Here is a 13,444-nt window from a genome sequence, read left to right on the forward strand (position 1 = left end):
ATTTAAAATAGAATTACCAAAATAATTTGCCAAACACTTTACTCAAGGAGTTAACAAATATTTTAAGGTAAAAGATGCACTTTCTTCGGACCTCCTTCGAGACTTCTTCGAAGAATAGGTACTTTTTTCGAAGAAGTCTCGAACAAGTACCATACAAGGTGCAATAAAAGCTATTGCGAATGAACGGGAAACTTAACTAAAAAATTTACGATTTAGAAGAAATCTCTCAAAACCAATTCAGCAACATCAGCTCCGGTTTGGCTACCCATTGCAACGCCCATACCATTACACCTAACCGCACAAAAAACATTTGGTTTTGCTTCTGTTATTATTGGTGATAGCGTTTTGCCAAAGGCCATAATTCCGCTCCATTTATAATCAATTTCAAAATCAGTACCTGGTAAAATAACTTCATTTAAAAGATTGTACAAAGCATCCTGAATTTTTGTTGTTAATCCCAATTCAGTTGTTTCCTCAGTTCTAAAATCTAAATTTCTACCACCGCCGAGCAAAATTCTATCATTAATATTTCTAAAATAGTAATAGCCTTTATCGTAATGGAATGTGCCTGCAACTTTTAATTTTTTAATTGGTTTTGTTACCAAAACTTGTCCTCTTCCGGGTTTTACATCTAATCCCGGAATTAGTTTATTAACAAAAGCATTTATAGTTACAATTACTTTTTTTCCTTTAAAATTGCCTTGCCTGGTTTTTACAATTGGCTTGTTTTCATCTGTCGAAATTTCTTCTACCTCACAGCTATTAAAAATAGAAACACCTAATTGTTGTGCAAGTTGTATTAAGGCAAACATCATTTTACCTGTATCTATTTGTGCTTCGTATCGGTTTTCGATAATGCTTTCTATTCCTTCAAAACCAAAAATTTTTAACTTGCTGTTATTAACTTTAAAAGCATCAGGACCAATAATAGAATGTATTAATTTATTATAATGTTCAATTTTAACTACACAATCAGTAGACAAAATTTTATCATCAGGCTTAAACAATTCATATCCGCCTAATTGCTTGTAATCGATTTTGTCATCGCCTAAAATTTTTCGTAGTTTTAGCATGCCTTTCCATCGTTTTTCGATTAAGTCGGCAAGCGCATTAATTCCACAAATTTTTTCTTGTTCCATCAGTTCAGAAATGCTTCCAAAGCAAGCAAAACCTGCATTTTTCGTGCTCGCACCCGATGGCAAAAAACCACTTTCCAATATGGCTATTTTTAATTTCGGTATCGTTGTTATAAGATGAATAGCCGCATTCAAACCTACAATTCCGCTTCCAACTATAATTATATCGAAATCAAAAAAGGCAGTTTTTTCCCAGTAAGATAATTGGTTATTCATATTTAAAATTAAAACAAAATGTTGGTTTTTAATATAGGATCGCTTTTTGATATATCCGTAAATGAAAAACATACACAAAAGAAAATGGGAATTTATTTAATTATAATCGTCCCGGTATTATTACTTAGCATGTTTGTACAATGGCGTTTTAGGCATAAATTTTCTAAATACGCTGAAATGCAACTAAGCTCAGGTTTATCGGGAAAAGAAGTGGCAGAAAGGATGTTGCATGATAATGGAATATTCGATGTGAAGGTGATGAGTACCGAAGGACAGCTAACAGATCATTACAATCCAACAGATAGAACAGTAAACTTAAGTACAGATGTTTATTACAGCCGAAGTGTTGCAGCAGCAGCAGTAGCCGCACACGAATGCGGTCACGCGGTACAGCATGCAAGATCTTACTCTTGGCTAAATTTACGCAGTACGATGGTTCCTGTAGTAAGTATTTCATCAAACCTATTGCAATGGGTATTGCTAATTGGTGTAATGCTCTTGGTTTTTGCTGTGACACCAATTGTATTAGCTATCGGCGTGGTTGGTTTAGCTTTGGTTACCATATTTAGTATCGTAACCTTGCCAGTAGAATTTGATGCGAGCAATCGTGCGCTTGCCTGGTTAAAAAACAATCAAGGTGTAATGCAAACACAAGAAGAAAACACACAAGCAAAGGATGCATTATGGTGGGCAGCAATGACTTACGTAGTTGCAGCCATTGGCGCACTTGCTAACTTACTTTATTACGCATCTATGCTTTTTGGAAGAAGCAGAGATTAGAATATTTTCATTTACCTATGAAAATTGAAAAGCGGTTTGAAATTAATTTTTCGACCGCTTTCGCATTTAGGAAGATTACTATCCTTAATTCTTATAAATAGTAATTGTTTGTGGATTTGAAGCGCAAAGCCTGCAGTTGTTCTTCGGTTATACAGTCCCGCCAATACTACAATCTTTTGGTTATTGTAAGTGGTAAACTAAAACTTATGTAACCAAAAGTATTTCCGTTTATGTCGGGGCTATTTAGCAAAAGATGTAATTCTTCGGATTTCAAGCAACCAAATTTACTACACCTCGTCATTTCGACCTTGTGCAGAAATCTTTTAAAGTGCATTTTAAACTTCTAGAAAAGAGGGGTTTCTATATCCAAAGATTTCTCGGCTCCGCTCGAAATGACGGTTGATGAAAGTTTTGGAATTGGGTGGTCATTTTGACCTTATGGAGATTTTTTAAATTTGCTTAAAACTAAAATGATGGTTTGTAAAATTAAAATCCAAACCATTCACTTAAAATAGAATTTAAGCTTTAAAACTTTGAGGGGAACTCCCCTCCTTTTTTCAAGGAGGGGTTAGGGCAATGTCATTAACTTAATAAGTTCAGTTGTCAGTCTGAGCTTGTTGAAGACCTTGCTTGAAGTCGAAAAACAAAAAACATCTGTTCTTCGACAAGCTCAGGATGACAAGGTTTTTTTGTTTTCTCCTTAAGTTAATGACATTAGGGGTTAGGGGTGGTTTTTTCTTTATAGCAAATCCGTTTGTGCCTAAACCAGATAGAGCTAAATAGCCCGGAGCGAGGTACGAAGCGAGGACTATAAGCGATAGCGGGACTTTCGGCCGCCAATGCCACAGAACTTTGTTTTACAAAAAATTAATTTAGCCTATATGGAGCAATCAATTGAAACTCCGGAATTTCTACTTCGAATTCGGCATCATCAACCAATCTATTCATTAAATATGTGCCTTGCATGCTGCCCATGTCGGTTTTTAAATTACAGCCCGAAACATAAACATGGCTTTCGCCTGGTTGAATAATTGGTTGTAAACCTACAACGCCTTCGCCTTCTACTTCGCGGCGGCTACTATTCGAATCGAAAATAAACCATTGGCGGCGCATTAGCTGAACAGGATAATCAGAAAGATTTGAGATTTCTATGCGGTAAGCGAACATAAAATGTTCATTCGCCGGATTGGAATATTCCGGTTGATAAATAGTTTCTACTGAAACCTGAACGCCATCTGTAATTGCTGTAACCATGATGATAGTAACGAATTTAAGAAAAACCTTTCAAAAATCAAGCCATTACGCTTGCGCTATTGTAGTCGGCAAATTTTTCTGCCACTTCGTCTAAAATGCTGTGAATGTTTGCAATATCTGGTTCAGAAACCAATCGCATTCTATATGGTTTAAAATCTGGTAAACCTTTAAAATAATTTGAATAATGACGACGCATTTCAAAAATTCCGGTTTTTGGACCTTTCCATTCGATAGATTTATCCAAATGGGTACGGCAAACATTAATTCTTTCCTCAATGGTTGGACCAGCCAAATGCTCGCCAGTCTTGAAGAAATGTTTCACTTCTCGAAAAATCCATGGATAACCAATAGCCGCCCGGCCAATCATAATGCCATCTACTTCATATTCCATGCGCCAATTTGCTGCTTTTTCTGGGCTATCAACATCGCCATTACCAAAAATTGGAATTTTAATGCGTGGATTACGCTTAATTTCTCTGATTAACGACCAATCGGCCTGGCCCTTGTAAAGCTGTGCCCTGGTTCTACCATGAATGGTTAGAGCTTGTATTCCTACATCCTGAAGTCGCTCGGCAACTTCGTAAACATTTTTAGTGTCATCATCCCAACCCAAACGGGTTTTTACAGTTACGGGCAAATGCGAAGCTTTTACAACTGCTTCCGTCATTTTAACCATTTTATCAATATCGCGAAGCAAGCTAGAGCCAGCGCCCTTGCAAACCACATTTTTTACCGGACAGCCGTAATTAATATCTACCAAATCCGGATTTGCAGCCGATGCAATTTCTGAAGCTTCACGCATGTGTTCGATATCGCCACCAAAAATTTGGATGCCAATTGGGCGTTCATACTCGAAAATATCAAGTTTTTGAATGCTCTTTGCGGCATCTCTAATTAATCCTTCAGAAGAAATAAACTCGGTATACATCAAATCTGCACCATTCTGTTTGCAAACAAAACGAAACGGTGGATCGCTAACATCCTCCATTGGCGCAAGCAATAACGGGAATTCACCTAAATCTATATTTCCTATCTTAACAGACATTTTCTATCTTCAACGATTAAATAAAACATACAAAGGTACAAATAATGAATGTTGTAACACCTAACAAGGAAGAAATCAACCCTTTCCTGCAATTACTTTTACTTTTATTTTACGCAATAATTGGAGCCGTTGCTTTCACGCTGATATCTTTTGTTATCCTTTTAATGATATATGGAACTGGCCTGATTAGAGATTTTGCGCTAATTACATCTGGCGACCCGAAATATATTGATGCATTAAAAATACTTCAAATTGCCACTTCAATAGGCATGTTTATTTTGCCGCCAATTGCACTGGCCTTAACCAATGGCATAAAAACATCCGTCTTCTATGGTTTTAGAAAACCGAAGGTTGTACTGCTTTCTCTGGTTCTGGTAATTATGATTTTCTCCATGCCTTTAATGGAGTGGACTGCAATCTGGAACCAAAAAATGGCTTTACCGCAAAGTTTAAAATGGTTGGAAGATTGGATGAAAGAAAGTGAAGCTGTTGCAATGAAAATGACCATTCAATTATTAACAGTTAGAAACAATTGGGATTTTATTGTAAACCTAGTAATGATAGCTGTATTGCCCGCAATTGGCGAAGAATTAATGTTTCGTGGTGGTGTACAACGTTCAATTGATAAAATGTTTGGCAATCACCATGCAGCAATTTGGATTTCGGCCATTATTTTCAGCGCCATACACGTGCAATTTTATGGCTTCGTGCCAAGAATGCTTTTGGGCGCTGGCTTTGGTTATTTATATTATTACAGTGGAAGCCTTTGGTATGCAATGTTGGCACATTTTTTAAATAATGCCTATGCGGTTTGCGTCTCTCTATATCTGCAAAAAAACAATATTCCATTAAATAAAGCCGATGAACCTATGGGTTTTCCGTGGTACGGCTATTTAATTAGTGCAATAATTACCATAGCTTTGTTTAAATTTTTTAAAGATACAGCACAACGTGAGCGAAAACTGGGTTAAAGTATATACAACTGGCGATGCATTTGCAGCCGAAGTATTAAAACAAGGATTAATTGAAGAAGATATTCCTGCCGTTATAATTAACAAACAACTATCGGCTTACAATATCGGTGAAATTAATGTTTTGGTAAGCAAGGCAGATTTTGATAAAGCCATTGAATACATCGTTAAAAACGAAATTGAATAAGGTTTGCAAATTATTCATTATCCATCTACCATTTCCATCTTCCATTATGAAAACAAGAGCAATAACAGCCTTTTTCTTTACAATTGTAATGCTTGGCTCCGTGTTTTTAGATTCGTATGTTTTTACAATTTTCTACCTCATTTTAAGCGTACTTTCTTTGTTTGAGTTTTACAAACTCATCAAAAATTCAGGCATTCGCCCCCATAGAAATATTGGCTTGATGGCAAGTTCCTTAATATTTTTAATGGCTGCAGGTTTGCACTACTTAAATTACGATGTTAAATACCTTTTACTTTGCATTCCGCTAATATTTTCGGTTTTTATAACAGAACTTTATAAAAAAAGCAAAATTCCGTTTGCAAACATTTCTTACACTTTTGTTGGCTTTGTATACGTAACGATTCCGTTCTGTTTTTTCCACGCTTTGGGTTTTCTACGCGAATGGAATACATTTGATTATCATCTTCCCCTTGCCTTTCTTTTAATGCTTTGGGCAAACGATACGGGTGCATATATGTTCGGGGTTAAGTACGGAAAACGAAAATTATTCGAACGCCACTCGCCTAAAAAAAGTTGGGAAGGTTTTTTCGGCGGCATGTTTACCAGCGCATTAGTTGCTTATGGTTTATCGTTTCTATTTAAAGAGAATACACCGATTGTTTGGGTTGGAATGGCAATTCTAATCGCCAGTTTTGGTACATTGGGCGATTTAGTAGAATCTATGCTAAAACGCAGTCTGGATACAAAAGATAGCGGCGGTTTATTACCTGGTCATGGTGGGTTACTCGACAGGTTTGACGGCTTACTGCTTGCCGCTCCGGTTGTTTACGCGTACTTGTATTTGATTTTGTATTAATATTCGAAAATCATCTTCAGTAATTAATCTTTACGTTGGTCCGGCTTTTTGCTGCAATCTTTTTTGTGACACGGCTTTGCTTGATTAAAGCCAGAAAAAACAAAAAAGGATTTCCGCTACAATCCGGTTTATTTAAGTTTTGCCTATGCTACTATTTAAGTGCAAACTGCCGAAATAACGTAATAATCCCGACTCACCATAAAGCCTGCATTACTGTTAATTTCTTCGTTATTTTTAGTTGATTTTAAAACTTTAAAACCCGAAGTTTCTAAAACAGTCAGTACTCTTTGTTCATCGTATAAATTAAAACCAAATTTTGTAAAGGGCAGCGTTTCCATAAAGGTTTTATCAGCGAAAGCGATAGTTAATGAGCCTGTAGGCTTTAAGACTCGTTTAATCTCCTTTAAATACTCAGTTGGGTTTTGCCAAAAGTATATGGTATTAACGGTAAATATTTTGTCGAAAATTTTATCCTCAAATGGCAAAGTTTCTCCGTTTGTTAAAAAGAACGAGGCTTTATATTCTGCAATAAATTTTGCATTTATGCGCTCTGCTTCGGTAATAATTGTTTTCGAAATATCAGCACCGAAATAAGTTACATTTTCAGCTTTATTTAAAACATTAGCAACATGTGCAGCATTCCCATGTCCAAGCTCCAAAACAACGTTGTTTGCTTTTAAATTTAAGGCTTCAATAGCGCTTGTGGTCATGCCAATATTGCTAACATTCATCATCTCACCAGTTTTTATACCATGCGCTCCATCCGGGCAACTTAACTGGCGGGCAATTTCCTTTAAATGTTCTTCAGGTATTTGATTTTCCATATTGCAATTTACTCAGTTAAAAGCGGCAAACCTTATATCGTTATCAAAAAATCTTGTAAAATATTCGGCTACTTAATTACCTGAACTGGTTTTTTATTTTCATCTATTGCCACGAATGTAAAATCGCCGTGTACGGCTAACTCTCGTCCTTCGGCATACATTTGCTCAATATAAATTTCTACATTAACCTTTAAGCTGGTGTTGCCAACTTTAGTAACCTGGCCAATTAATTCGATAATTGTTCCGGCAGGGATAGATTTCTTAAAGTCGATTCTATCACTACTAACGGTTACCATAATTTGCCTGCTAAAACGAGTGGCTGTGATGAAGGCAACTTCATCCATAAGGTGCATTGCTGTGCCACCGAATAAGGTGTCATAATGATTTGTTGTATTTGGAAAAACGGCTTTGAATATACTAGTTTTCGATGCTTGTATTCTTTCTTCTAGGGTCATGTTGATTTATGTTAAATGCCACGAAAACATAGATTTACACGGAACTAATTTTAGTAAAATATTCTCTATTTTTAATTTCTTCCGTGTTTTCTGTGATTCCGTGGCAAAAGTATTAATTAATCAAATGTTCTGCGGCTAAAACATGCTCCGTTTTACGCATTTCTTTTGCGGCTTCTACCATTTCTATTAATGCTTTTTTAGTTTCATCCCAACCACGGGTTTTCAAACCACAATCTGGGTTTACCCAAATTTGCTCAGCAGGAATTACCGCTTTCGCTTTTTTTAGCAGGGTTATCATTTCTTCCCGGTTTGGCACTCTTGGCGAGTGTATGTCGTAAACGCCCGGTCCAATTTCGTTTGGATATTTAAAATCTGCAAAAGCATCCAACAGCTCCATTTGCGAACGAGAGGTTTCTATCGTTATCACATCGGCATCCATATCTGCAATATTCTGGATGATATCATTAAATTCAGAATAGCACATATGTGTATGAATTTGCGTTTCGTCCTGCACCCCACTTGCTGAAATTTTAAAAGCATCCACTGCCCAATTCAGGTATTCTTGCCAATCCGCTTTGCGTAATGGCAAACCCTCTCTAATGGCGGGTTCATCAATTTGTATAATTTTAATACCGGCTTTTTCCAAATCGCAAACTTCATCTCTAATGGCTAAAGCAATTTGTTTACAGGTAACCGAACGGGGCTGATCGTTACGAACAAAAGACCATTGCAGAATGGTAACTGGGCCTGTTAACATGCCTTTCATGTGCTTCTCTGTAAGCGATTGTGCGTAGGAAGTCCACTTTACGGTCATTGGTTTCGGCCTGGAAATATCACCATAAATAATTGGTGGTTTTACACAGCGGGAGCCATAACTTTGCACCCAGCCATTTTTGGAAAACGCAAAACCATCGAGTTGCTCTCCAAAATATTCAACCATATCATTACGTTCAAATTCTCCATGAACTAAAACATCTAAATCAATATCCTCTTGCCATTTTACCGCTTTTGCCGTTTCTTCGGCAATAAGTGTATTGTATTCTTCTTCGGTAAAAGTTCCATTTTTAAACTTTGCCCGCCAGCTTCTCACTTCCGTTGTTTGTGGAAATGAACCAATGGTGGTGGTTGCAAACTGTGGTAGATTAAGTTCGCTTTGTTTAATTTTCCGTTCAGCAAATTTATTTAAACGTTCAGAATCTACTTTCTTTAAATCTGCAACCCTTTGCTTAACGCTGGGATTGTGTATTAACAAGGAACTTTTTCTATCGGCAATTGCAGTTTTATTGGCTTCAAATTTTTGCAAGGTAGATGCAGGGTTTTCATTTGTAGCGAGTTTTTTAATGGTAACTATTTCATCAACTTTCTGCCTGGCAAAAGCAAGCCATTGCTTAATTTCTGCCGATAAATTTTGTTCGTTGGTTTCATGATCTAAATCAACCGGACTATGAATTAAAGAGCAAGATGGCGCAATCCAAACCCTGTCTTTTCCAAGTTTTCCAACCGCTTTATTAATAGTTTCTAAAGAGTTTTCAAAGTCATTTTTCCAAATATTCCGACCGTCAATCAATCCAAGTGAAAGAATCGTTTTCTCGTTTAATGATGATATAACGTCATCCAATTGCTGTGGCGCTCTTACCAAATCAATATGTAAAACATCAATAGGAAGAGATGTAGTTAGGGCTAAATTATTACCCAAACCTTCAAAATAAGTTGCAAGAATAATTTTTAATTGTGGAAAAGCTTTTTTAATCTCCTTGTAAACATAAGCGAAAGCTTGCTGTTCCTTTTCTGATAAATCGAGCGTTAAAAAAGGCTCATCAAATTGGATATATTCCACATCTAAAGCACTTAAACGTGTTAAAATATCCAAATAAACTGGAAGCAGATTTTTGATTAAATCGATTTTATCGAAACCTTTCGATTTTTCTTTACCCATCAATAAATAAGAAACCGGGCCAATTAGAACAGGTTTTGTTGTAATGCCTAATTGTTTAGCTTCATAAAACTCATCAATAATTTTTGTTGAAAAAAGCTTAAATGGCTGGTCTTTATAAAATTCAGGAACGATGTAATGGTAGTTTGTATCAAACCATTTTGTCATTTCCATCGCTACAACATCAAGGCCATCTTTCTGGTAACCACGAGCCATTGCGAAGTATAAATCTAATTCGGAATTTCCTTTTTTAAGGATAACCTCATTATAGCGTTTAGGAATGGCGCCAAACATTAAGGAATGGTCGAGTACGTGATCGTAAAATGAAAAATCGTTGGATGGAATTAAGTCTATTCCAGCCTTTTTTTGAAGCTGCCAATTTTCATGGCGAATGTTTTTTCCAACCTGCAACACATTTTTGTAGCCGGTTTTTTCTGCCCAATAATTTTCGCAGATTTTTTTTAATTCTCGTTGGCTACCAATTCGCGGATAGCCCAGATTTTGCGTTAGCATTTCTTTTAAAGATTAAGTGAATAAATCGTTTAAAAGCTCTTAAGGCAATATTTGCAATGCGTAAATAAAAAAATTATAGAAAGATGCGGACACAACAAAATCGCTTCGCAGCCACTTTGGCCTAAAGAAAAATCAAATAAAAATTAATTTATCGTTGTAAATCGAACCTGACTAAAAGCTTTATAACGCGAAAGCATCGTCAATTCGATATGGGCAGGTCTCCTGACTTATTCCCGGTTTTATCGCCTTCCCATACTTTTGTACAGTGGCATATTTGATAAAACTGTTGTCTTTTTAATCGAAGACAGAATTTACAGTTGCGCGACAGCTCGTGATTTGCACACGATTCCCTATTAACTCCAGCATTACCCGGAGACCAACATCGGTTGATGAAAAAATAAAGTTAAGAACTTACATCAACAGCAAATGTATGCAATAAGCACGAGGAAAGGAAGCCGTAAATTAAGTAACAAATTTACAGCAGAGAATTTAAAGCGGCTTTTCTGATTATATTTGATTCCAACCAACCAAACTTTCTTAAATTATGATTAAAAACTACTTTAAAAAGCTGTGCTTTGCTTTTTTAATATCGGGTAGCAGTTTCGCTGTTGCTCAAGAAGTACCAAGCCCCAAAAGCCATTTTGGTTTTGATATTGGCGATGATTATCAGCTTGCCAATTACACACAAACAGAAGCTTATTTTAAAAAACTTGCTGAAACTTCTAAACGAGTTAAGCTAGTAGATATCGGTAAAACCGAAGAGGGCAGAAGTCAGTATATGCTTGTTGTAAGTTCTCCGGAAAATATCAAGAAACTAGACAGATATAAGGAGATTTCGCAGCAATTGGCACATGCAGAACTTACAAAAGAACAAGCCAAAGCACTTGCCCAAGAAGGTAAAGCTGTGGTTTGGATAGATGGAGGTTTACATGCAACAGAAGTTGTTGGAGCACATCAGCTTATTCAAACGGCTTATGAATTTGCTTCGAAAACAGATGCCGAAACCAAGAGAATTTTGGATGACGTCATTATTCTTTTCACCCATGCAAATCCTGACGGACAGGAATTGGTGAGTGATTGGTATATGAAAGAGAAAGACCCCAAAAAAAGAACAACTTCGGGGCTGCCAAGATTGTATGAAAAATATGCCGGACATGACAATAACCGCGATTTTTTTATGCTAAACTTAAAGGAAACGCAAAATATGGGCCGTCAGCTTTTTGTAGAGTGGATTCCTCAAATTATGTATAATCACCACCAGGCTGGTCCTGCTGGTACTGTAGTTGCCGGGCCGCCTTACCGCGATCCGTTTAATTATGTTTTCGATGCAACGATATTAACAAGCTTAGACGCGGTTGGTGCAGCAATGCATAATCGAATGAATGTTGAAGGAAAACCTGGCTATACGCAAAGAGGTGGTTCTGTTTTTTCGACCTGGTATAATGGCGGTTTGCGTACTACAACTTATTTTCACAATATGATTGGTTTACTGACAGAAATTGTGGGTAGTCCAACACCTTCTGAAATTCCTTTGGTTCCTTCGAGATTATTACCTAACGGCGATTCACCAAATCCAATTACGCCAAGAAAATGGTACTTCAAAAACGCTATAGATTATTCGGTCTCGTTAAATTATGCGGTTTTGGGTTATGCACAACGTTACCACGATGAATTGCTGTTTAATATTTACCAAATGGGTAGAAACTCTATTGAAAGAGGAAACAAGGACAATTGGTCTTTCTCACCAAAAAAAATTGGTGCAATAAATGCTGCGGCAAAAGCACAAACAGCTGTTGTAGGCGAATTTGGAAGAAGAACGATAAGCACTAAAGCTTTTGACACCGTAATGACGGCTCCGGCGAATCGCGACCCAAGGGGATATATTTTATCAGCTGATCAACCTGATTTTAACTCTGCTATTAAGTTCTTAAATGCCTTGATTAGAACCGGAATTTTAGTGCAGAAAGCGACAGCTCCATTTACTGTAGCTGGCAAAAAATATCCGGCCGGAAGTTATGTTGTTAAAACAGATCAGGCTTTCCGTCCGCATGTTTTAGATATGTTTGAGCCACAAGACCACCCTAATGATTTTAAATACGAGGGTAGCGCACCAACAGCACCATACGATGCAGCGGGATGGACATTGGCTTACATGATGGATGTTAAATTCGATAGGTTTCAGGAAGATTTTAATGGTCCTTTCGAAAGAATACCATTCGGACAACTATTAAAACCAGAAAACAAAATTCCTTCTGGTTCCAACTATGTTTTAAGTGCCGCTCAAAACGATTCTTACGTTGCGGTAAACGACCTTTTAAAAGCAAAGGCTGATGTTTATCGTTCTCCGGAAAATGGCGATTTCTATGTATCCGCTTCTGGAAATGCAAAAAGCATTTTGGAAAAAGCTAATGTAAAAATTAAATCGGCCGCTGCACCAAGTAATAAGTTAAAGGTTAATGCCGGAAGAATTGCAATTTGGGATACTTATGGTGGTTCGATGGCTTCGGGTTGGGTACGCTGGATGATGGAGCAATACCATTACAACGCAACAATTATTTATCCTCAAGACATTGATGCCGGGAATTTAAAATCAAAGTATGATGTAATTTTATTTGTAGGCGGCGCAATTCCTGCCCTGCCATCGGCAGGTGCTACAGGTCGTGGTGGAGGAGGTTTTGCTGCGCAAACGGCTCAAAACGTTCCGGAAGAATATAAAAAGCAAACCGGCAGAATCACCCCCGATAAATCAATTCCTCAAATTAAAAAATTTATTGAAGATGGCGGAAGTGTGGTAGCGATTGGTTCGAGCACAAACCTTGCTTATCATTTAGGTTTACCAGTCCGCAATGCGATGATGGAAATTGTTAACGGAGTAGAAAAAAGATTGCCAGACGAAAAATATTATGTACCGGGAAGTGTACTTAATGTTGAAGTTGATACGACACAACCTGCAAACTGGGGCATGGAGAAAGAAGCAGATGTTTATTTCGACAATAGTCCGGTTTTTAAATTAACCGGAGATGCCATTGCGAACGGAAAAATTAAACCTTTAATGTGGTTCAACTCTGCTACGCCATTACGTAGTGGTTGGGCATGGGGACAAGCGTATTTACAAGACGGTGTAACTGCTTTTGAAGCTAAAATCGGCAAAGGAAAACTGCTGGCATTTGGTCCGGAGGTTGCGTTTAGAGCACAAACCCATGGTACATTTAAGTTGATATTTAATCAGCTTTATAAATAACAAACTATTTGTTAAGGCCGTTAACCATTTGGT

At 37.2% G+C, this 13,444-nt stretch carries 11 protein-coding genes and 1 riboswitch; of the genes, 5 read left to right on the forward strand and 6 right to left on the reverse strand.

Going from position 1 to position 13,444, the window contains the following annotated elements; translation table 11 throughout:
• Positions 1-212 precede the first annotated feature (212 nt).
• A complete protein-coding gene (locus tag QWY86_RS08230; protein WP_290240757.1) occupies positions 213-1,352 on the reverse strand; it encodes an NAD(P)/FAD-dependent oxidoreductase in 1,140 nt (379 codons plus the stop codon).
• 84 nt (positions 1,353-1,436) lie between these two features.
• Here QWY86_RS08230 and QWY86_RS08235 point away from each other — a divergent pair, with 84 nt between their 5' ends.
• Positions 1,437-2,132, forward strand: coding sequence for a zinc metallopeptidase (locus tag QWY86_RS08235; protein WP_290240759.1), 696 nt, complete (start codon positions 1,437-1,439; stop codon positions 2,130-2,132).
• An 867-nt stretch (positions 2,133-2,999) separates the two neighbouring features.
• Here QWY86_RS08235 and apaG read toward each other — a convergent pair.
• A complete protein-coding gene (apaG, locus tag QWY86_RS08240; protein WP_290240761.1) occupies positions 3,000-3,386 on the reverse strand; it encodes a Co2+/Mg2+ efflux facilitator ApaG/CorD in 387 nt (128 codons plus the stop codon).
• Positions 3,387-3,423: 37 nt separating this feature from the next.
• A complete protein-coding gene (gene dusB, locus QWY86_RS08245; RefSeq protein WP_290240763.1) occupies positions 3,424-4,431 on the reverse strand; it encodes a tRNA dihydrouridine synthase DusB in 1,008 nt (335 codons plus the stop codon).
• Between the two features lie 44 nt (positions 4,432-4,475).
• Between dusB and QWY86_RS08250 the strand changes: the two genes are divergently transcribed.
• The 3 genes from QWY86_RS08250 to QWY86_RS08260 are packed head-to-tail and all read left to right on the forward strand — an operon-like array spanning position 4,476 to position 6,445.
• Positions 4,476-5,402, forward strand: a complete 927-nt coding sequence (locus tag QWY86_RS08250; RefSeq protein ID WP_290240765.1) for a CPBP family intramembrane glutamic endopeptidase — start codon at positions 4,476-4,478, stop codon at positions 5,400-5,402.
• Positions 5,383-5,589 (forward strand): putative signal transducing protein, encoded by a 207-nt coding sequence (locus QWY86_RS08255; RefSeq protein ID WP_290240767.1) that lies wholly within the window; start codon positions 5,383-5,385, stop codon positions 5,587-5,589. Before QWY86_RS08250 ends, QWY86_RS08255 begins: the two co-directional genes overlap by 20 nt.
• Before the next feature lie 46 nt (positions 5,590-5,635).
• On the forward strand, positions 5,636-6,445 hold the full coding sequence (locus QWY86_RS08260) for a phosphatidate cytidylyltransferase (RefSeq protein WP_290240770.1): 810 nt from the start codon (positions 5,636-5,638) through the stop codon (positions 6,443-6,445).
• Positions 6,446-6,600: 155 nt separating this feature from the next.
• Here QWY86_RS08260 and QWY86_RS08265 read toward each other — a convergent pair whose 3' ends face one another.
• The 3 genes from QWY86_RS08265 to metE form a co-directional block, all read right to left on the reverse strand.
• On the reverse strand, positions 6,601-7,269 hold the full coding sequence (locus QWY86_RS08265) for a class I SAM-dependent methyltransferase (protein WP_290240771.1): 669 nt from the start codon (positions 7,267-7,269) through the stop codon (positions 6,601-6,603).
• Between the two features lie 68 nt (positions 7,270-7,337).
• Complete coding sequence (locus QWY86_RS08270) at positions 7,338-7,724, reverse strand: acyl-CoA thioesterase (protein WP_290240773.1); 387 nt, start codon at positions 7,722-7,724, stop codon at positions 7,338-7,340.
• A 112-nt stretch (positions 7,725-7,836) separates the two neighbouring features.
• Positions 7,837-10,170, reverse strand: a complete 2,334-nt coding sequence (gene metE, locus QWY86_RS08275; RefSeq protein WP_290240776.1) for a 5-methyltetrahydropteroyltriglutamate--homocysteine S-methyltransferase — start codon at positions 10,168-10,170, stop codon at positions 7,837-7,839.
• 195 nt (positions 10,171-10,365) lie between these two features.
• A riboswitch (cobalamin riboswitch) is annotated at positions 10,366-10,566 on the reverse strand.
• Between the two features lie 148 nt (positions 10,567-10,714).
• Here metE and QWY86_RS08280 point away from each other — a divergent pair.
• Positions 10,715-13,411 (forward strand): M14 family metallopeptidase, encoded by a 2,697-nt coding sequence (locus QWY86_RS08280; RefSeq protein ID WP_290240778.1) that lies wholly within the window; start codon positions 10,715-10,717, stop codon positions 13,409-13,411.
• Positions 13,412-13,444: the final 33 nt, after the last annotated feature.

Origin of the sequence: Pedobacter aquatilis (genome assembly GCF_030409415.1) — a bacterium.
Classification (GTDB): Bacteria; Bacteroidota; Bacteroidia; order Sphingobacteriales; family Sphingobacteriaceae; genus Pedobacter; species Pedobacter aquatilis.